Source organism: Arthrobacter sp. FW306-07-I, from assembly GCF_021800405.1.
Taxonomy (GTDB): domain Bacteria; phylum Actinomycetota; class Actinomycetes; order Actinomycetales; family Micrococcaceae; genus Arthrobacter.
The window spans coordinates 2,128,980-2,151,076 of the sequence record NZ_CP084550.1 but is presented as its reverse complement, the minus strand read 5'-3'; the positions used below and the strand labels follow the sequence as shown (position 1 = coordinate 2,151,076).

Annotated in this window: 18 protein-coding genes; 2 read left to right on the top strand and 16 right to left on the bottom strand. The window is 65.6% G+C overall.

Annotated features, from left to right (window positions below; translation table 11 throughout):
- Positions 1–28: 28 nt before the first annotated feature.
- From secG to LFT46_RS09810, 16 genes are all read right to left on the bottom strand, one after another.
- Positions 29–283, bottom strand: coding sequence for a preprotein translocase subunit SecG (gene secG, locus LFT46_RS09885; protein WP_236802620.1), 255 nt, complete (start codon positions 281–283; stop codon positions 29–31).
- A gap of 48 nt (positions 284–331) precedes the next feature.
- The gene (gene tpiA, locus LFT46_RS09880) at positions 332–1,147 is read right to left on the bottom strand and encodes a triose-phosphate isomerase (RefSeq protein WP_236821940.1); all 816 of its coding nucleotides are present in this window, start codon (positions 1,145–1,147) and stop codon (positions 332–334) included.
- Positions 1,148–1,231: 84 nt separating this feature from the next.
- On the bottom strand, positions 1,232–2,458 hold the full coding sequence (locus LFT46_RS09875; protein ID WP_236821939.1) for a phosphoglycerate kinase: 1,227 nt from the start codon (positions 2,456–2,458) through the stop codon (positions 1,232–1,234).
- A gap of 10 nt (positions 2,459–2,468) precedes the next feature.
- Positions 2,469–3,479 (bottom strand): type I glyceraldehyde-3-phosphate dehydrogenase, encoded by a 1,011-nt coding sequence (gene gap / locus LFT46_RS09870; RefSeq protein WP_142133914.1) that lies wholly within the window; start codon positions 3,477–3,479, stop codon positions 2,469–2,471.
- Positions 3,480–3,738: 259 nt separating this feature from the next.
- Positions 3,739–4,365: a superoxide dismutase gene (locus LFT46_RS09865; protein WP_236802614.1), complete on the bottom strand. Its 627-nt coding sequence runs from the start codon at positions 4,363–4,365 to the stop codon at positions 3,739–3,741.
- 102 nt (positions 4,366–4,467) lie between these two features.
- Positions 4,468–5,448, bottom strand: coding sequence for a DNA-binding protein WhiA (whiA, locus tag LFT46_RS09860; RefSeq protein WP_236821938.1), 981 nt, complete (start codon positions 5,446–5,448; stop codon positions 4,468–4,470).
- Positions 5,449–5,457: 9 nt separating this feature from the next.
- On the bottom strand, positions 5,458–6,477 hold the full coding sequence (locus tag LFT46_RS09855) for a gluconeogenesis factor YvcK family protein (protein WP_236821937.1): 1,020 nt from the start codon (positions 6,475–6,477) through the stop codon (positions 5,458–5,460).
- Positions 6,477–7,400: an RNase adapter RapZ gene (gene rapZ / locus LFT46_RS09850; RefSeq protein ID WP_142133918.1), complete on the bottom strand. Its 924-nt coding sequence runs from the start codon at positions 7,398–7,400 to the stop codon at positions 6,477–6,479. Before rapZ ends, LFT46_RS09855 begins: the two co-directional genes overlap by 1 nt.
- A gap of 69 nt (positions 7,401–7,469) precedes the next feature.
- Complete coding sequence (gene uvrC, locus LFT46_RS09845) at positions 7,470–9,515, bottom strand: excinuclease ABC subunit UvrC (protein ID WP_236821936.1); 2,046 nt, start codon at positions 9,513–9,515, stop codon at positions 7,470–7,472.
- A gap of 43 nt (positions 9,516–9,558) precedes the next feature.
- Positions 9,559–10,227: a lysophospholipid acyltransferase family protein gene (locus tag LFT46_RS09840; protein WP_236802608.1), complete on the bottom strand. Its 669-nt coding sequence runs from the start codon at positions 10,225–10,227 to the stop codon at positions 9,559–9,561.
- Entirely contained in the window at positions 10,214–10,930 is a 717-nt protein-coding gene (locus LFT46_RS09835; protein ID WP_236802606.1) for an HAD hydrolase-like protein, read from the bottom strand. Before LFT46_RS09835 ends, LFT46_RS09840 begins: the two co-directional genes overlap by 14 nt.
- A gap of 79 nt (positions 10,931–11,009) precedes the next feature.
- A complete protein-coding gene (gene uvrA / locus LFT46_RS09830; protein WP_236821935.1) occupies positions 11,010–13,934 on the bottom strand; it encodes an excinuclease ABC subunit UvrA in 2,925 nt (974 codons plus the stop codon).
- Positions 13,935–13,981: 47 nt separating this feature from the next.
- The gene (locus LFT46_RS09825; protein ID WP_236802602.1) at positions 13,982–14,362 is read right to left on the bottom strand and encodes a GntR family transcriptional regulator; all 381 of its coding nucleotides are present in this window, start codon (positions 14,360–14,362) and stop codon (positions 13,982–13,984) included.
- Positions 14,359–16,200, bottom strand: a complete 1,842-nt coding sequence (locus tag LFT46_RS09820) for an ABC transporter ATP-binding protein (protein WP_442863684.1) — start codon at positions 16,198–16,200, stop codon at positions 14,359–14,361. Before LFT46_RS09820 ends, LFT46_RS09825 begins: the two co-directional genes overlap by 4 nt.
- Entirely contained in the window at positions 16,197–17,936 is a 1,740-nt protein-coding gene (locus LFT46_RS09815; RefSeq protein WP_236821934.1) for an ABC transporter ATP-binding protein, read from the bottom strand. Before LFT46_RS09815 ends, LFT46_RS09820 begins: the two co-directional genes overlap by 4 nt.
- Positions 17,937–18,073: 137 nt before the next feature.
- Positions 18,074–18,859 (bottom strand): trans-aconitate 2-methyltransferase, encoded by a 786-nt coding sequence (locus LFT46_RS09810; RefSeq protein WP_236802598.1) that lies wholly within the window; start codon positions 18,857–18,859, stop codon positions 18,074–18,076.
- A gap of 97 nt (positions 18,860–18,956) precedes the next feature.
- Here LFT46_RS09810 and LFT46_RS09805 point away from each other — a divergent pair, with 97 nt between their 5' ends.
- The gene (locus LFT46_RS09805; protein ID WP_236821933.1) at positions 18,957–21,500 is read left to right on the top strand and encodes a DEAD/DEAH box helicase; all 2,544 of its coding nucleotides are present in this window, start codon (positions 18,957–18,959) and stop codon (positions 21,498–21,500) included.
- Positions 21,501–21,576: 76 nt separating this feature from the next.
- A complete protein-coding gene (locus LFT46_RS09800; protein ID WP_236802594.1) occupies positions 21,577–22,083 on the top strand; it encodes a GNAT family N-acetyltransferase in 507 nt (168 codons plus the stop codon).
- Positions 22,084–22,097: the final 14 nt, after the last annotated feature.

Here is a 22,097-nt window from a genome sequence, read left to right as displayed (position 1 = left end):
GCCGCAGGCCTCTATTCAGTTGCAGAGCTCAGGAGTCCCCGCCGCTGAACCGCATGATCAGGCCGAGTGCGATAATCACCAAGCCCCAGGTGACACCCAGGATGATGGTGAAGCGGTTGAGGTTACGTTCTGCCACGCCTGAAGAGCTGAGGCCTGAGCTCATGCCGCCGCCGAACATATCGGACAAGCCGCCGCCGCGTCCCTTGTGCAGGAGGATCAGCAGCGTCAGAAGGAGGCTGGTGATGCCCAGGAGGATCTGCAGAATGACATGAAGAACGTCCACGACGGCCTTTCAGAAGTTGGAATTGCGGGAGTGTGTGCCGGTTGCGGGCTAGTCCGCGACCAGGTGGCTCTCGAACCTGACAATATTAGCAAACTCCGCCGGGTCAAGGCTGGCGCCGCCCACCAGGAGGCCGTCCACGTCGCGCTCCTGCAGGATGGCAGCAGCGTTGTTGGCCTTGACGGAGCCGCCGTACAACAGGCGGGTCTTTGCGGCCACGTCGGCGCCAAAGAGGCTTTCGAGTTCTGCCCGGATGGCGGCACACATCTCCTGCGCGTCTTCCGGGCCTGCCACCTCGCCCGTGCCGATGGCCCAGACCGGCTCATAGGCAACCACCAGTTCGGCGGCCTGTTCGTTGGTCAGCCCGGCCACTCCGGCCCGGAGCTGCTGCAGCGTGTTTTCAACATGGGTTCCGGCCTGGCGGATCTCCAGGCCCTCGCCGACGCAGAGTACGGGGATGATGCCGTGCTTGAACGCGGCCTTGACCTTGGCGTTCACGACGTCGTCGGATTCGTTGTGGATAGTGCGGCGTTCGCTGTGGCCCACCAGGACGTACTTGCAGCCGAGCTTGCTCAGGAACTGGCCCGAGATGTCACCCGTATAGGCTCCGGAATCGAACTGCGAGAGGTCCTGGGCGCCGTAGGCGATCTGCAGGTCATCGCCCTGGACCAGGGTCTGCACGCCGCGGAGGTCGGTGAACGGCGGGAAGACGGCCACCTCAACGCGGCTGTAGTCGTGCTTGGCGTCGGAGAGGGTCCATGCCAGCTTCTGCAGAAGGGTGATGCCCTGCACGTGGTCCATGTTCATTTTCCAGTTGCCCGCGATGAAGGGCTTGCGGTCGAAAGCGCCGTTCGTTGACGTAGTCACGTATTCTCCAAAAGGTTCTTGATATGTGTGCGGCCGGCAGGCTGCCGCGGGCAACCTGCCGGCCGGAGGACTGCGAGGCCCGTACTACCGGTCCAGGACGCTGAGGCCCGGGAGTTCCTTGCCTTCGAGGTATTCCAGGCTGGCACCGCCGCCCGTGGAGATGTGGCCGAACTGGTCGTCGGCGAACCCCAGGGTACGTACCGCTGCAGCGGAATCGCCGCCGCCCACCACGGTGAAGCCGTCGGTTTCGGTGAGGGCCTGGGCAATGGCGCGCGTGCCTGCCGAGAATGCCTCGAACTCGAAGACACCCATGGGGCCGTTCCAGAAGACAGTGCGTGCGCCCTTGATCCGGTCGGCAAAGGCGGCAGCGGTATCGGGTCCGATGTCCAGGCCGATGCCCTGGGCACCGAAGCTGCTGCCTTCAATGGCGTCGGCCGCGACCGTTTCGTGCGCGGCATCGGCGGCAAACTTCTCCGCCACGACGACGTCCGTGGGAACCACGAATTCGGTTCCTGCGTCCGCGGCCCGCTTCAGGTAGTCCTGGACCACCGGGATCTGGTCCTGCTCGAGCAGGCTCGAGGCGACCTTGTGGCCCTGCCCTGCCAGGAACGTGAACAGCATGCCGCCGCCCACCAGGATGGTGTCAGCCTTGCCAATCAGGTTGGCGATGACCGCGAGCTTGTCCGAGACCTTGGAACCGCCGAGCACCACCACGTAAGGGCGCTGGGTGTCGGTGGTGAGCTTCCGGAGGACTTCCACCTCTGTGTGCACCAGGTCGCCCTGGTAGGACGGCAGCCGCGTGGCGACGTCGTAGACACTTGCGTGCTTGCGGTGGACGGCGCCGAAGGCATCGTCCACGTAAGCGCCGTTGCTGCCGGTCAGGGCCACCAGTTCATCGGCGAAGGCGCCGCGTTCGGCGTCGTCCTTGCTGGTTTCGCGGGCGTCGAAGCGGACGTTTTCGAGGACCAGGGCTTCGCCGTCCTGCAGGGATGCCGCGGCAGTCTTGGCGGCATCACCGACGGTGTCGGCCGCAAGGGTCACCTTGAAGCCGGCCAGTTCGGCGAGCCGGTCCACTGCAGGCCGCAGGGAGTACTTGTCCTCCGGAGCGCCCTTGGGGCGTCCAAGGTGGGCTGTTACCAGCACGCGGGCACCGGCGTCCGTGAGCTTTGCCAGCACTGGAAGTGAGGCCTTGATGCGGCCGTCGTCAGTGACTGTAGAGCCGTCGAGCGGCACATTCAGGTCACTTCGAACCAGAATGTACCGCCCGCGGACACCTTCAGCGATCAGTTCGTTGAGGGTGTGAGATGTCATGTGTCTAACCCTAGCCCAGCTTGGATGCCACGAGCTCCGTGAGGTCGACGAGGCGGTTGGAGTAGCCCCACTCGTTGTCATACCAGGAAACAACCTTGACCTGGTTGCCAATCACCTTGGTCAGGCCGGAGTCGAAGATCGAGGAGGCGGGGTCGCCCACGATGTCGGAGGAGACGATGGGCTCGTCCGTGTAGGTCAGGAAGCCCTGGAGCTCTTCGGACTCCGCAGCGCGCTTGAGGGCTGCGTTGACTTCCTCAACGGTGGTCTCGCGGGACACGGTGACGGTGAGGTCGGTGGCAGAGCCAGTGGGCACGGGGACGCGGATGGCGTACCCGTCCAGCTTGCCCTTGAGCTCCGGCAGCACCAGGCCGATGGCCTTGGCGGCACCGGTGGAGGTGGGAACCATGTTGATGGCCGCAGCGCGGGCCCGGCGCAGGTCCTTGTGGGGGCCGTCCTGGAGGTTCTGGTCGGCGGTATAGGCATGCACGGTGGTCATCAGGCCACGCTCGATGCCGAATTCGTCGTTGACCACCTTGGCCAGCGGGCCGAGGCAGTTGGTGGTGCAGGAGGCGTTGGAAATGATGTTGTGCTTGGCGTTGTCGTAGAGGTTGTGGTTGACACCCATCACGATGGTGATGTCCTCGTCCGAGGCCGGAGCGGAGATGAGGACCTTCTTGGCGCCGGCGGCGATGTGCTTCTGCGCGTCTGCAGCCTTGGTGAAGAAACCGGTGGATTCAATAACGATGTCCACGCCCAGTTCGCCCCAGGGGAGGTTGGCGGGATCGCGCTCGGCCAGGACCTTGACCACGTTGCCGTTGACGACGATGTTGCCATCCTTGACCTCGATGGTTTCCTTCAGGCGGCCGCCGACCGAGTCGTACTTGAACAGGTGCGCCAGGGCTTCGGGGCTGGTGAGGTCGTTGACTGCAACGATCTCCAGGTCCGCGCCTTGGGCAAGCGCTGCGCGGAAGTAGTTGCGGCCAATACGGCCAAAGCCGTTGATTCCAATACGGGTCGTCACTTTTACAGTCTCCTTGGTGCTTTGAGAAGCACTACTAGTTGAGCGGGCGTTGAAGCCAACTAACAGATCCCGCACGCCATTGGGCAGAGATGATTTACACGGAGGGCGACCAGCCTCATTGCTGAAGGCTAACCGCCTTCCGTGACCTATCTTACGTTTAACTGGGTCCGCCCCCGCAAGTGCGGGGGCGGACGGTCCACATCCCGGCCGGTTTAAGTCAGAATGTGAAGTTTGTTACATCGATGTATAGCGCCCGTCACTACGGGAGGGTGATGAGTCCCGTTGCGTTGGCGCGTGCTGCCTCGAAGCGCTGGGCAACATCTGCCCAGTTCACGATGTTCCAGAACGCCTTGACGTAGTCGGCCTTTACATTCACGTAGTCCAGGTAGAAGGCGTGCTCCCACATGTCCAGCATCAGCAGCGGGATGGTTCCCAGGGCGGTGTTGCCCTGCTGGTCGTAGAGCTGCTCGATGACCAGGTTTCCGCCGATGGGCTCGTAGGCCAGGAAGCCCCAGCCCGATCCCTGCAGGCCAAGGGCTGCGGCGGAGAACTGGGCGCGGAAGGCGTCGAAGGAGCCGAACGCGTCATCGATTGCGGCAGCCAGCTCACCTTCGGGCTTGTCGCCGCCGTCCGGGGACAGGTTCTTCCAGAACACTGAGTGGTTGATGTGTCCGCCGGTGTGGAACGCCAAGTCCTTGGAGAGCCGGTTGATGTTGGCGAAGTCGCCCTTTTCACGTGCCTCGGCCAGCTGGGCCAGGGCGTTGTTGGCGCCTGCCACGTAGGTGGCGTGGTGCTTGCTGTGGTGCAGCTCCATGATCCGCGCGGAGATGTGCGGTTCAAGGGCGGCGTAGTCGTAGCTGAGTTCCGGCAATACGTACTCGGTCACAAAATCCTCCAATATCGTGGACCCCAAGGTCCGGTTTGGTAACGCTCGGATTGTGCATCCGGGCAGCTGGTGCCCGGAATTCTTTTTGATTCTATGGGGCGCCTACTCGTCCAGCATTTCAGGCGTCACATTGGCATCCGTTCCGGGAACGCCCAGGTCATGCGCCCGCTTGTCCGCCATGGCCAGCAGGCGGCGGATCCGTCCGGCGATGGCGTCCTTGGTCATGACGGGGTCGGCCAGCCGGCCCAGCTCGTCAAGGCTTGCCTGCTTGTGCGCCACCCGCAGTTCGCCGGCGTACTTCAGGTGGTCCGGAACGTCGTCGCCCAGGATCTCCAGCGCCCGCTCCACGCGTGCGCCGGCGGCCACGGCGGCCTGGGCGGAGCGCCGCAGGTTGGCGTCATCGAAGTTGGCCAGCCGGTTGGCGGTGGCCCTGACTTCCTTGCGCATGCGGCGTTCCTCCCACACCATCAGCGCATCGTGGGCTCCCATGCGCGTCAGGAGTGCGGCGATGGTGTCCCCGTCGCGGATGACCACGCGGTCCACTCCCCTGACCTCCCGTGCTTTGGCCTGGATGTCCAGCCGGCGGGCGGCGCCCACCAGGGCAAGGGCGGATTCCGGCCCAGGGCAGGTGACCTCCAGCGACGACGAGCGGCCCGGTTCGGTCAGCGAACCGTGGGCCAGGAACGCGCCGCGCCATACGGCCTCGGCGTCAGCCGCTGAACCATTGACGACGGCGGATGGCAGCCCGCGCACGGGCCGGCCGCGCCCGTCCAGGAGGCCGGTCTGGCGGGCCAGTGCCTCGCCGTCACGGACGACGCGCACCACATAGCGGCTGGCGCGCCGCAGTCCACCGGCGGAGACCACGATGATTTCGCTCTGGTGGCCGTAGACCTCGGCGATGGCGGCACGGAGCCTGCGGGCAGTGGACGCCAGGTCCACTTCCGCTTCGATGACGATCCTGCCGGAGATGATGTGCAGTCCCCCGGCGAACCGGAGCATTGCGGAGACTTCAGCCTTGCGCACTGATGACTTCTTGATGTCCAGACGGGACAGTTCTTCCTTGACTGATGCTGTCAGTGCCATGGCACCTTCCTAACTGTTCCCGAAAATGTCCTGGTACGCCGTGGCCAGCCTGAGCGGCTCGTGGACGGGGCGGCGTCCCGACGCCCCTACTTTACCCAAGACAACTTCCGCCCCGAGCATGCCGGCAGCCTTCTCGAAATCCTGCCGGTCCGGCACCGACGCGGGATCGGCCAGGACCACGTCCACGCTGAACTCCGGAGCGTAGCGCCGAAGGACGTGCAGATGGTCCGCCGCCGTCATGCCAGTGGTTTCCTTGGTATCCATGGCGAGGTTCATGGTCAGGCAGCGCTTGGCCGGGGTACTGCACAGCGCCTGCCGCATCTCCGGCAGGAGCAGGTGCGGCAGGACCGATGTGTACCAGGAGCCCGGGCCCAGGACCACCCAGTCCGCCAGTTCGATGGCTGTCAGGGCGTCCGTGCAGGCCGGGGCTGCCTTGGGCAGGAGCCGGACTTCCTCCAGCGAGCCGGCCACGGCGCAGCGCGCCTGGCCGTGGATGGTCTGCAGGCTGATGGCACCATCCGGCGCGGTCACGCGCACGTCGCCTTCGATGGTGAGCGGGACGGTGGACATGGGCAGGACCTGCCCCCGGGCGCCGAGCAAGGCACCGGCCCACTTGAGCCCTGCGACGGCGTCACCCAGCAGTTCCCACAGTGTCACGATCAGCAGGTTGCCCATGGCATGTTCGTCAAGGGAGCCGCCCGGGCCTTTCCCGGCGCGGAAGCGGTGCTGCATGACATCGCGCCAGGTCCGTCCCCAGTCGGTGTCGTCGCAGAGCGCGGACAGTGCCATCCGAAGGTCCCCCGGCGGAAGGACGCCGTACTCCTCGCGCAGACGCCCGGACGAGCCGCCGTCGTCCGCTACCGTGACCACCGCGGTGAGTTCGGAGGTGAGCAGCCGCAGCGCCGACAGCGAGGCTGCCAGGCCGTGGCCGCCGCCCAAGGCCACCACGTTGGGACCCTTGTCCTGCTGTCCCGAGCCCTTACCAGCGGCCGGCGGCACCAGGGGCAGGGCTCCGGTGAACAGGGCCATTACTCGCGGCCCAGATCCCGGTGCGCGGTGGTCACCGTGACCCGCGGGTACTGTGCGAGTTTCTTGGAGAGCTCGACGGCCACGGCCACCGAGCGGTGCTTGCCGCCGGTGCAGCCGACCGCGATGGTGGCGTAGTGCTTGTTTTCCCTGCGGTACCCCTCCAGGACGGGCTCCAGGGCCAGGACGTAGCGGTCCACGAAGTTCTTGACGCCTTCGGCTTCCAGCACATAGTCGCTGACGTCCTTGTCCAGGCCGGTCTGCGGACGGAGCTGGGGCACCCAGTGCGGGTTGGGGATGAACCGGACATCGGCCACGTAGTTGGCATCCACCGGCAGGCCGTACTTGAAGCCGAAACTCATCACGTTGAGCCGCAGGGCAACGGGACCGGTTTCGCTGAACAGCTCCGTGATGGCGGTGGCCAGGCCGTGGACGTTGTAGTTGGAGGTATCCAGGACGACGTCGGAGCTGTCGCGGAGTTCCTGCAGCAGCTCACGTTCGGCGGCAATACCGTCGAGGATGCGCCCGCCGCCCTGCAGCGGGTGCGGACGGCGCCCCTGTTCAAACCGCCGGACCAGGACGTTGTCGCTGGCGTCGAGGAACAGGACCCGGAAAGTGACCCCGCTGGCGGCGAGTGCGTGCAGGGCAGAACGGATGTCGGCAAAAAGGCCTTTGCTGCGGACGTCGATAACCACTGCCAGCCGGGGAATGGACTGCGGTGCGTGCGAGACCAGTTCCGCGAGCGTGCCCAGCATCTGCGGCGGCAGGTTCTCCACGACGTACCAGCCGTGGTCCTCCAGGGCGTCGGCGGCCGTGCTTCGGCCGGCGCCGGACATTCCGGTGACCACCAGCAGCTCCGCTTCGACCGGTTTGACGGGTTCCATCCCGTCGTGCCCGGCCCCGGATTCCGCCGTCGTGTCTGCCATGAAGCCTGCCCCGTTTCCTCGTTGTCCCCGTGGGCAGCAGCGATGGCGCTGCCCCGTCCTTTACCCTAGCTAAGATTCAATGATTTCGCCGGTGGTCATGTTGATCGCCGGCACTGTGACTGCTTCGGGCCCATCCGCAGCGAAGTGGTTCACGATGGCACTGGCCAGTGCCGGGCCTATGCCTTTTGCCTCCGCGAGCTCTTCCGCGGTGGCAGCCTTGACGCCCTTCACCGAGCCGAAGTGCGCCAGCAAGGCCTTGCGCTTGGAGGCACCCAGGCCCGGAACGGCGTCCAGCGCCGAAACGGTCATGGCCTTGCCGCGCTTCTGGCGGTGGAACGTGATGGCGAAGCGGTGCGCCTCGTCTCGGATCCGCTGCAGCAGGTACAGCCCCTGGGAGGTGCGGGGCAGGATGACCGGGAAGTCGCTGTCCGGGAGCCACACTTCCTCAAGGCGCTTGGCCAGCCCCACCACGTACACATCATCGATGCCCAGGTCCTTCAGGGCGCGGGCCGCGGCGTTGACCTGTGGCTGGCCGCCGTCCACCACCACCAGGTTGGGCGGGTACGCGAATTTCGCCTTGGGCGCCGGGGTGGTGGTGTCCAGGGCGGCAGCTTCGGTTGCGGCCGCCTGGCCGGCCTCATCCTGGCCAGGCACTGCCAGGCCGTCCGCTGCCAACCCGTCCGCTGTAAGGACGGACTCATCCACTTGCGCGGACTTGTCCTGCAGGTAGTGCCGGAACCGGCGGGTGAGGACGTCATGCATGGCCGCGGTGTCATCGGACGCTGCGGGACCCGTGATGGAGAACTTCCGGTAGTCGGACTTCTTGGGCAATCCGTCCTCCACCACCACCATGGAGGCCACCACGTTGGTGCCCTGCACGTGGGAGACGTCGAAGCACTCGATCCGCAGCAGCGGCACGGGCAGGTCCAGGGCTTCCTGCAGCTCCTGGAGGGCCTGGGACCGCACGGTGATGTCCCCCGCACGGCGGGTCTTGTGAAGCCTCAGCGCGTGCTCGGCGTTCTCGCGCACGGTGGACATCAGCGCTGCCTTGTCCCCCCGCTGGGGCACCCGGATGTCCACCTTGGCGCCGCGGATGCCGGCCAGCCACTTCGCCAGGTCCTCCATGTTGCTGGGCGCCACGGGCACCAGGACTTCACGGGGCAGCCGGCCGTGGGTATCGCCGTCCTCGCCGTAAACCTGCTGGAGCAGGTGCTCAACCAAGTCAGGCGTGCTGAAGTCTTCCACCTTCTCCACCACCCAGCCGCGCTGGCCCCGGATCCTGCCGCCGCGGACGTGGAACACCTGGACGGCAGCTTCGAGTTCGTCCTCGTGCAGGGCGAAGACGTCGGCGTCGGTGTCCTCGGACAGGACCACCGCGTTCCGCTCGAAGACCTTGCGCAGCGCGGTGATGTCGTCCCGGAGCCTGGCGGCGTGCTCATAGTCGAGCTTCGCCACGGCGTCGCCCATTTGCTTCTCAAGCTTGTTGATGAACCTTGTGGCCTCGCCACCCATGAAGGCGCAGAAATCGTCGGCCAGTGCCCGGTGGTCCTGTGGCGAGATCCGGCCCACGCAGGGTGCTGAGCACTTGTCGATGTATCCCAGCAGGCACGGCCGCCCGCTGGCCTCGGCCCGCTTGAAGACGCCGGCGCTGCAGCTCCGGACAGGGAAGACGCGGAGCAGGGTGTCCATGGTTTCCCGGATGGCCCCGGCTGTGTAGGGGCCGAAGTAGCGGGTCCCCTTCCGCTTGTCACCGCGCATCACCTGGACCCGCGGGTACTTTTCGCCCATCGTCACGGCAAGGTAGGGATAGGTCTTGTCATCCCTGAACACCACATTGAACCGGGGCTTGAATTCCTTGATCCAGGTGTATTCCAGCTGCAGCGACTCCAGCTCGCTGCCCACCACCGTCCACTCGACGCTGCTGGCCGCATGGACCATCGCATAGGTCTTGGGCAGCAGCCCGGCCGGGTTGGCGAAATAGGAGTTCAGCCGGGACCGGAGGCTCTTGGCTTTGCCTACATAAATGACCCGGCCGTGCGGATCGCGGAACCGGTAGACGCCCGGGTTGGTGGGGATTTCACCGGTTTTGGGGCGGTAACTTGCTGGATTTGCCACCTATCAAGTCTACTGAGTCGCGCCGGGTCTCCTTGCCAGCCGGTTACTCCGCGGACTTGCTCTGGTTGTAGCTGGCAGAGCGTTCCTGGCCGCTGAGCTCGGCGATGGCGTCCATAATCCGGTCCGTGACCTCACGGCGGGCGGGCAGGGAGTGGTCCGGACCCGTCTTGTCGAAGTACAGCGGCTCCCCCACCTTCATGGTGAAGTGCTGCGGCCTGACCCCTTTTTCTCCGGCCCGCTGCAGCTTCTCGGTCCCGATCAGGCCCACGGGAATGACGGGGGCCCCGGTGGTGAGTGCCAGCCAGCCGACACCGGTACGCCCCCGGTAAAGGATGCCGTCGCGGGAGCGCGTGCCTTCCGGGTAGATGCCAATGCCCCGGCCAGCCTCCAGGATGTCCAGCAGGGTCTTGAGGGCCTGCACGCTGGCGGCCTGTTCGCCGCGCTCCACCGGGATGGAGCCCACGGATTCGAAGAACGCCTTCATGACCTTGCCCTTGACGCCGCCGGTGGTGAAGTATTCGGCCTTGGCGAAGAAAGCGACGGGCCGCGGCATCAGCGCCTGGACGATCACGCTGTCGAAAAAGGACAGATGGTTGGGGGCCACGATGAAGGGACCGTCGGAAGGGACGTTTTCGAGTCCGACGACGGTGGGCCGGCAGGTGCCGGCGATCAGGTTGCGGGTTGTCCAGCGGACGGCATCAAACATTTCCATCGTTGCTCACCCCGCTCATGGCCGCGGTGTGGACTGCCTGGAGCCGCTCGATGACCGAAACGAGTTCCTCGCCTGTATTAACGACTGCCACGGAGCCGGCTTCCTCCAGCTCACCGTCCGGAGCGAAGCCCCAGACCACCCCGATGCAGTCCAGTCCGTTGGCGATTGCACCGGAAACGTCCTGGGCGCGGTCCCCCACCATGATGGCGTGCTGCGTGTCCAGGTCCCGCAGGGCGGCGGCGATGATCTGCGTCTTGCCAAGCGGAACGCCTTCCACCCTTGCTTCGTCGTCGGCGGAGCCGTGGATGCCGTGGAAGAATCCGTCGATGCCGTGGTGCGCCAGGACCTTGTGGGCAAGCCGCTGCGGCTTTTGGGTGGCAACGGCCACGGGGCGTCCATCCTCTGCGAACGATTCGAGGATTTCGCGGATGCCCGGGTACAGCCGGCTCTGGGCAATTCCCGTGGCGACGTAGTATTCGCGGTAGCGGCGGACCACCTCTTCCAGGCGGTCCGCCGGCACCTTTGCCACGTTGAGCAGTGAATCGCTCAGCTTGGGGCCGATCATGGAGTCAAGCAGGTCCTGGCCGGGAACGGGGAGCCCCAGCTCCCGGAGGGCCGACGCAATCCCCTCAGTAATTCCACCGGCCGGGTCGACAAGAGTGCCGTCCAGGTCAAAGATCACGGGCACTGTTGTTGAAGTCACCGGGTTAGTTTCTCACGACAGCAGGACTGCCTGAAACTCGCATTCCCTGCGAGGAATACTTCGCTTGTAATTCCCTCGCTCAGCCGAGTATTTCGGCGAGGAATTTCCCGGTATGGCTGGTCCTGGACTTCGCCACCTGCTCCGGCGTTCCCGCAGCCACAATCTGGCCCCCGCCGGAACCGCCGTCAGGCCCCAGGTCCACCAGCCAGTCTGCACTCTTGATGACGTCCAGGTTGTGCTCGATGGTGATCACCGTGTTGCCCTTGTCCACCAGTCCCTGCAGGACCATGAGCAGCTTGCGGATGTCTTCGAAGTGCAGGCCCGTGGTGGGCTCGTCCAGGACATAGATGCTGCGCCCGTTGGAGCGCTTCTGCAGTTCCGCAGCGAGCTTGACCCGTTGCGCTTCGCCGCCGGACAGCGTGGTGGCCGGCTGGCCCAGCCGCACGTAGCCCAGTCCTACGTCCACCAGGGTGTTCAGGTGACGTGCGATGGGTGAGAACGCCGCAAAGAATTCGGCGGCCTCTTCGATGGGCATGTTGAGGACATCCGCGATGGTTTTGCCCTTGTAGTGCACCTCCAGGGTTTCCCGGTTGTAGCGGGCCCCGTGGCACACCTCGCAGGGGACGTAAACGTCAGGCAGGAAGTTCATCTCGATCTTCAGCGTGCCGTCACCCGAGCACGCCTCGCAGCGGCCGCCCTTGACGTTGAAGGAGAAACGGCCGGGCAGGTAGCCGCGCACCTTGGCTTCGGTGGTTTCCGCGAAGAGCTTGCGGATGTTGTCGAAGACGCCGGTGTACGTGGCCGGATTGGACCGGGGGGTACGCCCGATGGGGCTCTGGTCGACGTGCACTACCTTGTCCAGGTGCTCCAGGCCCTGGACCGTCTTGTGCCGCCCGGCCACCTGCTTGGCGCCGTTGAGCTTGTTCGCCAGGACTTTGTAGAGGATTTCGTTCACCAGCGTGGACTTCCCCGAGCCACTCACTCCGGTCACCGCGGTGAAGAGGCCCAGGGGGAAGGCAGCATCGACGTTCACGAGGTTGTTCTCCCGCGCGCCCACTACCTTGATCTCGCGCTTCTTGTCGTACTTGCGGCGCTTCTTGGGCACTTCGATGGCCTTGCGGCCGGACAAATAGTCACCGGTCAGGGATTCCGTATTGGCCAGCAGTTCCTTGTAGGTGCCGGAGTGGACCACCTGGCCGCCGTGCTCGCCGGCACCGGGCCCAATGTCCACGATCCAGTCGGCCACGTGGATGGTATCTTCGTCGTGCTCCACGACAATCAGGGTGTTACCCATGTCGCGGAGCCGGGTGAGGGTTTCGATCAGCCGGCGGTTGTCGCGCTGGTGGAGGCCGATGGAGGGTTCATCGAGGACGTAGAGGACACCCACCAGGCCGGACCCGATCTGGGTGGCCAGCCGGATGCGCTGGGCTTCGCCGCCGGACAGGGTGGCCGAGGGCCGTTCCAGGTTGAGGTACTCCAGCCCGACATCCAGGAGGAAGGTCAGCCGGGCCTGGATCTCCTTGAGGACCTGGTGGGCGATCTGGGCTTCGCGCCCGGTCAGCACCAGGTTGTTCAGGAATTCGGCACATTCCCGCATGGGGAGGGCGGCTACCTCGGCGATGGACTTGCCGTTGATGAGGACGGACAGGGAGGCGGGGTTGAGTCGGGCTCCGTTGCATGCGGGGCACGGAACCTGCCGCATGTACTCCTCGTAGCGGTCGCGCGCCCAGTCGGAATCGGTCTCGCCGTGCTTGCGGTGGACGTACTGGATGGCACCTTCGAACCCGGTGCTGTACTTGCGTTCACGGCCAAAGCGGTTGCGGTACTGCACCACCACTTTGTGGTCCTTGCCGTGCAGGACGGTCTGGCGCACGTCCTTGCCCAGCTTCTCCCACGGCGTGGTCATGGAGAAGCCCACTTCCTTGGCCAGGCCCTCCAGCAGCCGGTTCCAGTACTCGGTGGTGGCCGTTCCCATGGACCACGGCGCGATGGCGCCCTCGGACAGGGACAGTTCCGGGTTGGGAACGATGAGTTCCTCATCCACCTCAAGCCGGGTACCGATGCCGCTGCAGGCCGCGCAGGCGCCGAAGGGGTTGTTGAAGGAGAAGGAGCGGGGCTCGATCTCGTCGATGGCGAGGGGGTGCTCGTTGGGGCACGCCAGGTTTTCCGAGAACGCCCGGATCCGTTCGGGGGCGTCCGCATCAACGTCGACGAACTCCGCCAGGACACGTCCCTCGGCCAGTCCCAGGGCGGTCTCGATGGAGTCGGTCAGCCGCTGGCTGATCCCTTCCTTGACCACCAGGCGGTCCACCACCACCTCAATGGTGTGCTTGAACTGCTTGCCAAGCTTGGGCGGATCGCTCAGCTGGACCAGGTCGCCGTCCACCCGTGCCCGCGAGTAGCCCTTGGCGCTGAGGTCCTTGAAGAGGTCGACGAACTCGCCCTTGCGTCCGCGGACCACGGGGGCCAGGACCTGGAACCGGGTGCCTTCGTCGAGTTCCAGGAGCTGGTCGACAATCTGCTGCGGGGTTTGCTTGGACACCGGTTCACCGCAAACAGGGCAGTGCGGGCGGCCGACGCGTGCCCAAAGGAGGCGCATATAGTCGTAGATCTCGGTGATGGTGCCCACCGTGGAGCGCGGGTTCTTGCTGGTGGATTTCTGGTCAATGGAAACCGCCGGGGAGAGGCCTTCGATGAAATCAACATCGGGCTTGTCCACTTGGCCCAGGAACTGGCGCGCGTAGGCGGAGAGTGATTCGACGTAGCGCCGCTGGCCCTCGGCGAAGATGGTGTCAAACGCCAGGGAAGACTTGCCGGATCCGGAGAGTCCGGTGAAGACGATCATGGCGTCCCGCGGCAGGTCGAGGTCCACGTTGCGCAGGTTGTGCTCCCGCGCACCCTTCACCACGAGGCGGGAGAGGTCCGGGCGCTCCAGGGCCGCAGCGGAGGGGACGGCGAGGGAAGCGGAGGGGGCAGGGGTTTCTTCAGCTAAGGCTTTAGGCACCCCATAATGCTAATCGAAAACTTTTTCGAACACTGACCGTTCCGCCCTCAGGGAACATCGTAAGCGGCGGCCAGCAGCTTCACCGCTTCGGCGAAGCTGGCGCCCTGGGATTTTGCGACGGCGGCATATGCGGCCGCGGCGTCGGAGAGGTCTCCCAGCCGCTCATCGCGCGCACAAACCACGGTCCCGTTGCGTCCCCGGGTGGCAACGACGCCGGCCGCCTCCAGCTCCTTGTAGGCCCTGGCCACGGTGTGCGGGGCGACGTCGAGTTGTTCCGCGAGGGCCCGTACCGCGGGGAGCCTGGTGCCGGGCGCCAGTGCACCACTGTCCGCCAGATGGATGACCTGCAGCCGAAGCTGCTCGAAGAGCGCCACGCTGCTGGCCTGGTTGGGCCGCCAGGACCCCGGGAAGTCGGGAGCGGCCTTCACAGGCCGCCCTCCAGGACGCCGGCCTTGCCGTCCCGTTCTGCAAACTGGGCGTTGTACAGCCTGGCGTAATAGCTGTTCGCTGCAAGGAGGCTTCCATGCGTGCCTTGCTCGACGATGCGTCCGTGGTCCATGACGAGAATTAGATCAGCGTTACGGATGGTGGACAAACGGTGGGCGATCACGAAACTTGTCCGCCCGCGGCGCAGCCGCTGCATCCCCTGTCGGATAAGCAGCTCAGTCCTGGAGTCCACCGAACTGGTTGCTTCATCCAGGACAAGTACGGAGCGCCCGGCGAGCTGGGCCCTGGCGATCGTGAGAAGCTGCCGCTGGCCCTGGCTGAGCGGCTCCCCGCCGTTTTCCAAAACAGTGTCGTAGCCGTGCGGCAGGGACCTGATGAAGTGGTCGGCATGGGTGGCCTCTGCGGCGGCGACAATGGCGGCTTCCGGAGCGTCGGGCCGGCCGTAGGCGATGTTGTCGCGGATGGTGCCCCCGAAAAGCCAGGAATCCTGCAGCACCACGGCAAACCGGGCACGAAGGTGGTCACGGGGGATGTCCGCGATGTCCGTTCCGCCCATGGTGATCCGGCCGGATGTGGGCTCCAGGAACCGCATCAGCAGGTTCACCACAGTGCTCTTGCCCGCACCTGTATGCCCCACGATTGCCACCGACTGCCCCGGCTCCGCGGTGAAGGTGAGGTTACGGACCGCGGGGACGGATCCGGGGTACCCGAACGTGACGTCCTGGAAAACGATGGGGCCCGCGGCCGGGGCGCCGGGCACGAGCCCGTCCCGAGCAGGAGGGTCCTGCTCGTGCAGGTCAGGCTCCGGCAGATCCTCATGTGCGTCCAGGAGCACGAATACCCTGCCCGCGGATGCCGCACAGGACTGCATGACGTTGAGGAGCCCCCCGATCTGGCCCACCGGCTGGGTGAACAAGCGGCTGAACTGGACGAAGGCCTGGACGCCCCCGATGGTCATGGCTCCCGCGATGACCTGCAGGGCTCCCACCACCGCAACTGCTACGTAGTTGAGGTTGGACATCAGCACCATCAACGGCTGGACCACGCCCGCCGAGTACTGCGCTTTGGCAGCCGCCCGTGCCAGGCGGCCGTTGCTCCGGCTGAAGACCTGCACCGCGTGTCCCTGCCGGCCGAAAGCCTTGATGACCTCGTGCCCGCTGATGAATTCCTCCACGTGGGCGTTAAGTTCGCCGGTCTCCTTCCATTGCGTGGCGAAGTGCTCCTGCGACCGCCTGGCCACCAGGAACGTAATCCAGGTGGAAATGGGAACGGTGGCAACGGCAATGGCTGCAAGCAGCGGCGAGATCCACAGCATCATGGCCAGCGAACCGAACAGCATCAGCACCGACACGATCAGCTGGGTCAGGACCTGGTTGAGGGCCTGCGCAATGTTGTCGATGTCGTTGGTGGCCCTGCTCAGGACGTCACCCCGGGAGCGTTCGCGGAAGTAGGTGGAGGGAAGGCGGTGGAGTTTGTCCTCGACCGAGGCACGCAGGCCGTACATGAGCCCTTGCACGGCGTGGGCTGTCAGTGCGCCCTGCACCCAGTTGAACAGGGAGGCGAAAACGTACATCATGGCCACGGCCGCCAGCAGGATTCCCAGGCCCTGGTCCAGGGAGCCTTCGAAGATGCCCTCCACCACCATGTCGGTGGCATCACCCAGGTACTTTGGGGCGGCAACGTTGAGGCCCGCGAACGCGCAGGTAGCCGCGACGGCTCCCAGCATCCGCAGCCGGAAGGGGCGCAGGAGGCCAAGGAGCCTGCCGGCAGTCGGCCAGAACCCCTGCCCCGCTTCCCCGGCTTCCTCCCCGCCCGTCACAGCATGCCGTCCAACGCGAGCTGCGACTCGGCAATTTCCCGGTAGGTGGCTGAGGTTTCCAGCAGCTCCTGGTGCGTCCCCTGCGCAACGAGCCCGCCGTCGTCGAGCACCAAAATGAGGTCCGCGTCCTCCACGGCGGAAATGCGCTCGGCAACCAGGATGGTCGTTGCCGCGGCGAGCTGCTGGTCCAGGGCCTGCCGCAGCCGGGTGTCCGTGTCGTAGTCCAGGGCCGAAAAGCTGTCATCGAAGAGGTAAAGGGGCGCTTTGCGCAACAGGGCCCGGGCAATGCACAGCCTTTGCCGCTGCCCGCCCGACAGGCTGGCGCCGCCCTGGCCGACAGGGGTGGCGAGCCCCAGCGGGAGGTCACGCATGAAGCGCATGGTCTGTGCTGCCTCCAAAGTGGCCCAAAGTTCCTCGTCTGTGGCGTCGGGGGCGCCCATCCTCAGGTTGTCGGCGATGGTGCCGGTGAACAGGTGGGAATGCTGGGGCACGATGGCCATGGCGGCCCGGAGCTGGTCCAGGGGCAGGTTCCGGATGTCGTGGCCGGCCAGCATAATCCGGCCTTCCGTGGGGTCAAGGAAACGCGGAACCAGGTTCAGCAGGGTGGTCTTGCCGCTGCCGGTGGAGCCGACGATCGCGGTGGTGGTACCGGGAGCAGCGGTAAAACTGATGCCGGCCAGCACGGGGGCTTCTGCACCCGGATAGGAAAAGCCCACGTCCTGGAACGTCAGCACCGCCGGCTGGGCCGGGTCGAAACGGGGGTGGTCCAGCCGCGCGTGCGGCTGCGCTTCGCTGCTGACGGACGGCTCGGTGTCGAGGACCGCCTGGATCCGTTCAGCGCAGACGGCGGCGCGGGGCGCCGTCATGAGGACGTACATGGACATCATGATGGCGAGCAGGATCTGCATGATGTAGGCGATGAACGCAGTAAGCGCGCCGAGATTCATCAGTCCTGCCTGGATGCGGTGGCCGCCGAACCAGACGACCGCGACGGAACTGATGTTGACCACCAGCATGATCATCGGCAGCATCCCGGCCACCAGGAGCGCCGACTGCAGGTTGTTGGCCGTCAGGCCCGCATTGGTCTCCGCGAACCGACGCACTTCGTGGCCCTGCCGGACAAAGGCACGGATGACATCCACACCAATGATCTGCTCGCGGAGGATGCCACCGGACCGGTCCAGCAGGTCCTGGCCTTCCCGGTAGAGCGGAATCAACCGGCGGACGATCAGGTACATGATCAGCAGGAGCAGGGGCACGATGCCGATCACCACCACTGACAGCGCCACGTCCTGCTGCACGGCAAGCACGATCCCACCGATGCCCATGGCCGGGCCGGCAAAGAGCATGGTGAAGACCAGCACGGCAAAGGCCTGGACCTGCTGGACATCGTTGGTTGCACGGGTGGTCAGGCTTTGGGTTCCAAACAGGGCCACATCCTGCGTGGACAGCGACTGGATCCTGGTGAAAACCTCCGCCCGCAGGCGGTGCCCGATCCTCATGGCCACCACCGCTCCCAGGTAACCCGCGGCGATGGCGGAGGCGGCCTGCACCACCGCGATCACGGCCATGAGCACCCCGAGCCGCGAGATCACCTCCGGGTTCCCGGCGACGATGCCGTCATCGATGATGGCCGCGTTGACCGTGGGCAGCAGCAGGTTCGCCGCCGCCTGGACCAACTGGAGGAGGACGATCGCTCCGACGTGCGCGTATTGGCCTGCAAGCTGCCGCTTCATGAGTCCGACCAGCAAAATACCCCCTGTATGTGCGTTCGGCCGAAAAGGGGGGCCAGCGGCTTGACCCCTAAACCACAGACGCCATTGTAAGCCACATCACTTTTCATTTTTGTCACGGCATGTGACGGAGGTGAAAACTATCCGTCGACATCCTTGCGGCCCACTGCGAAGATCCGGCGGAACGGGAAGACGGTGCCGTGGACGCCCTGGGGGTAGGCGTCCCGCAGGGCGGCGGCATACTCGGATTCGAAGCGCTTGGCGTCATCTTCGTGAAGGGCGGCCATGACCGGCCGGAGCGCCGTGCCCCTGACCCACTCCAGCACCGGGTCCTGGCCGTGGAGCAACTGCTGGTAGCTGGTTTCCCACGCGTCAGCCGCGAAACCGGCGTCGAGCAGGACGCCCAGGTAGTCTTCGGGCTCCCCCACCGTTTCCCCGCCCCGCAGCACCCCGTCCAGCTTGGACGCCCAGTTGTCCGAGGCTGCGAGTTCCCGCATCAGGGCGTGCGAAGGGGCGTCGAAGTTCCCGGGCACCTGCATGGCAAACCAGGCGCCGGGCCGGAGGGCGTCGAGCCACTTCCGCATCAGGTCTTGGTGCCCCGGGACCCACTGCAAGGCCGCATTGCTCACCACGACGTCCGTCGCGGGGGCCGGCATCCAGTCCACAATGTCCGCCTGCTGAAATGTCAGGGCAGGAATCTTCGCCGCCAGCGGGGCGGCCTTTGCCAGCATCTCCGCGGAAGAGTCCAGGCCCACCACCTGGGCGCCCGGCCAGCGCTCGGCCAGCGTTGCCGTAAGGTTCCCGGGCCCGCAGCCAAGGTCCACCACCTGTGCGGGCCCCTCCGCGTGGATCCTTGCCGTGAGGTCGAAGAACGGCCTGTTCCGGTAGTCGTCAAACTCGACGTACTTTGCGGGGTCCCATTTCATGAATATCTCCAGGTTCTGACGCGCACACGGGCAAGCCGTAGCCTAACCCGGCAGGTACGCCTGGTCCCTCCGCAACGTGGCACTAAGGTTGAACTCAATGAAACTCGTTGACCAGCTGACCGATCTGTCCACTCCCAACCCGGCCGCCGCCGTCGATCCCGACGCCCTTTACACGCGGTTTGTGGAGTGGACGGAAAGCCGGGGCCTGTCGCTGTACCCGGCGCAGGATGAGGCCATCATGGAGCTGGCAACTGGCGCCAACGTCATCCTGGCGACGCCCACAGGCTCGGGTAAATCGCTGGTGGCCATCGCCGCGCACTTCCAAGCCATGGCCCAGGGCCGGCGCAGCTACTACACCGCCCCTATCAAAGCCCTGGTGTCCGAGAAATTCTTCGCACTTTGCGATATTTTCGGCGCCGAGAACGTGGGCATGATCACCGGTGACTCCGGGGTGAACCAGGACGCGCCCATCATCTGCTGCACGGCGGAAATCCTGGCCAACATCGCGCTGCGGGAGGGCCCGGCGGCGGAGCTCGGTGCCGTGATCATGGACGAGTTCCACTTCTACTCCGATCCGCAGCGCGGCTGGGCCTGGCAGGTGCCCCTCCTTGAGCTTCCGCAGGCCCAGTTCCTGCTGATGTCCGCCACGCTTGGCGACGTCACCAGGTTCGAGGAGGGACTGACCGCGCTGACCGGCCGCGCCACCACCACGGTGAGCTCGGCGGAGCGTCCCATTCCGCTGCATTACTACTACCACCAGACTCCCGTCCACGAGACCCTGGAGGAACTGCTGTCCACCCGGCAGGTGCCTGTCTACGTGGTGCACTTTAGCCAGCTCGAAGCGATTGACCGCGCCCAGAACCTGATGAGCATCAACGTGTGCACCCGGGAGGAAAAGGACAAGATCGCGGAGCTGATCGCCAACTTCCGGTTCGCCGCAGGGTTTGGGAAGACGCTGAACAGGCTGGTGCGCCACGGAATCGGCGTGCACCATGCCGGCATGCTGCCAAAGTACCGCCGGCTGGTGGAGCAGCTGGCCCAGGCGGGGCTGCTGAAGGTTATTTGCGGCACGGACACGCTGGGCGTGGGCATCAACGTGCCCATCCGGACGGTGCTGCTCACGGCCCTGAGCAAGTACGACGGCGTCCGCACCCGGCTGCTTAATTCGCGTGAGTTCCACCAGATTGCGGGCCGGGCAGGCCGGGCGGGTTATGACACCGCCGGGACGGTGGTGGTGCAGGCTCCCGAGCACGTGATCGAGAACGTGAAGGCGATGGCCAAGGCCACGGCCAAGTTCGGAGACGACCAAAAGAAGCTGCGCCAGGTGGTGAAAAAGAAACCGCCCGAGGGGTTCGTCTCCTGGGGCGAGCCGACGTTCAAGCGGCTCGTGGAGTCTGTGCCGGATCCGTTGACGTCGAGTTTCACGGTGACGCACGCCATGCTGATGAACCTGATGGAAAGGCCCGGGGATCCGTTCGCGGCGGCCAGGCGGCTGTTGACCGAGAACCATGAGCCACGCCCCTCGCAGCTGCGGCTGATGAAGAAGGCGCTGGGGATCTACCGGGAACTGCTGGCCGCCGAGGTGATCGAGCGGATTCCGCCGGAGGAACAGGGCCCCGATGGCCGCACTGTCCGGCTGACCGTGCACCTGCAGCCAAACTTCGCCCTGAACCAGCCGCTCTCCCCCTTCGCGCTTGCTGCGCTGGACCTCCTTGACCCGGAGTCGCCGTCGTACGCCCTGGATGTGGTGTCCGTGATCGAGGCGACCCTGGAGAAGCCCCGCCAGATTCTCTCCGCGCAGCAGAAGAAGGCCCGCGGCGAAGCGGTGGCCGCCATGAAGGCCGACGGCATCGACTACGACCAGCGGATGGCCATGCTGGATGAGGTGACCTATCCCCAGCCGCTTGCGGAGATCCTGGGTGAAGCGTTCGAGGTGTACCGGAAGGCCGCGCCATGGGTGGGAGACTTTGAGCTCGCGCCCAAGTCGATAGTCCGCGACATGTACGAACGGGCCATGAACTTCGGCGAATTCGTCCAGTTCTACGGCCTGGCCCGGTCCGAAGGGATTGTGCTGCGGTACCTCGCCGACGCCTTCAAGGCGCTGCGCCAGACCGTCCCGCAGGACATGCTCCGGGAGGACCTTGAAGACCTCGTCGCGTGGCTGGGCGAGCTGGTGCGGCAGGTGGACTCCAGCCTCCTGGATGAGTGGGAGGAGCTGGCTTCCGGCGCGGCCCCTACGCCGCACGACGCACCGCCGCCCCCGCCGCCGTCGCTCACGTCCAACATCCGCGCGTTCCGGGTGATGGTGCGCAACGAAATGTTCCGCCGGGTGGAGTTGTTCGCCGATGAGGATTCCGCGGCTTTGGGAGAGCTCGACGGCGGCTCCGGCTGGGGTGCCGAACGCTGGGAGGACGCACTGGACGACTACTTCGACGAACACGACGACATCGGGACGGGTCCCGATGCGCGCGGCCCCGCCCTGCTGATGATCACCGAGGAACCGGGGACCTGGAAGGTCCGCCAGATCTTCGACGATCCGGCGGGCAACCACGACTGGGGGATCTCGGCGGAGGTGGACCTGGCAGAGTCGGATGCGACCGGAACGGCCATGGTCAGGGTCACGGAGGTAAACCGCCTCTGACGCCGGCCGCCTGCGTTCCCGGGCGCTCTCCAGCGGCCTGCCGGGGCCTTGCCGGTGCCGGCGGTAAGCTCGAACCATGAGTGTAATCCGCCCCGCAACCCGGCACGACGTCCCCGCCATCCTCCGGATGATCCATGAACTGGCGCATTACGAGAAGGAACCCGACGCCGTCCGGAACACCCCGGAACTGCTGGCGCAGGCGCTCTTTGGCGACAACCCCCGCGTCTTCGCCGCCATGGCCGAAGATGATGCAGGCGACGTGCAGGGCTTCGCACTGTGGTTCCTGAACTACTCCACCTGGGAGGGCGTGCACGGGATCTACCTGGAGGACCTCTACGTCAGCCCGGAAGCCCGCGGCGACGGGCACGGCAAAGCGCTGCTGCAGCACCTTGCCGCAATCGCCGTCGAGAACGGTTACGCACGGGTGGAATGGAGCGTCCTGGACTGGAACGAACCCTCCATCAATTTCTACCGCCGCCTCGGTGCCCGCCCCATGGACGGCTGGTCCACCTTCCGGCTTACCGGCGAGGCGCTGGACCTGTTTGGCCGGGCAGCTTCCCTTCCGGCTCCCGCCCGTGGTTAACGTGCAGCGCGTCC

Coding starts and splice junctions, on each gene's coding strand:
- LFT46_RS09875 (WP_236821939.1), bottom strand. CDS start 2,458: ATGACATCTCACACCCTCAACGAACTGATCGCTGAAGGTGTCCGCGGG.
- whiA (WP_236821938.1), bottom strand. CDS start 5,448: ATGGCACTGACAGCATCAGTCAAGGAAGAACTGTCCCGTCTGGACATC.
- LFT46_RS09855 (WP_236821937.1), bottom strand. CDS start 6,477: ATGGCCCTGTTCACCGGAGCCCTGCCCCTGGTGCCGCCGGCCGCTGGT.
- rapZ (WP_142133918.1), bottom strand. CDS start 7,400: ATGGCAGACACGACGGCGGAATCCGGGGCCGGGCACGACGGGATGGAA.
- LFT46_RS09840 (WP_236802608.1), bottom strand. CDS start 10,227: ATGGAAATGTTTGATGCCGTCCGCTGGACAACCCGCAACCTGATCGCC.
- LFT46_RS09815 (WP_236821934.1), bottom strand. CDS start 17,936: ATGAAGCGGCAGCTTGCAGGCCAATACGCGCACGTCGGAGCGATCGTC.
- LFT46_RS09810 (WP_236802598.1), bottom strand. CDS start 18,859: ATGAAATGGGACCCCGCAAAGTACGTCGAGTTTGACGACTACCGGAAC.
- LFT46_RS09805 (WP_236821933.1), top strand. CDS start 18,957: ATGAAACTCGTTGACCAGCTGACCGATCTGTCCACTCCCAACCCGGCC.
- LFT46_RS09800 (WP_236802594.1), top strand. CDS start 21,577: ATGAGTGTAATCCGCCCCGCAACCCGGCACGACGTCCCCGCCATCCTC.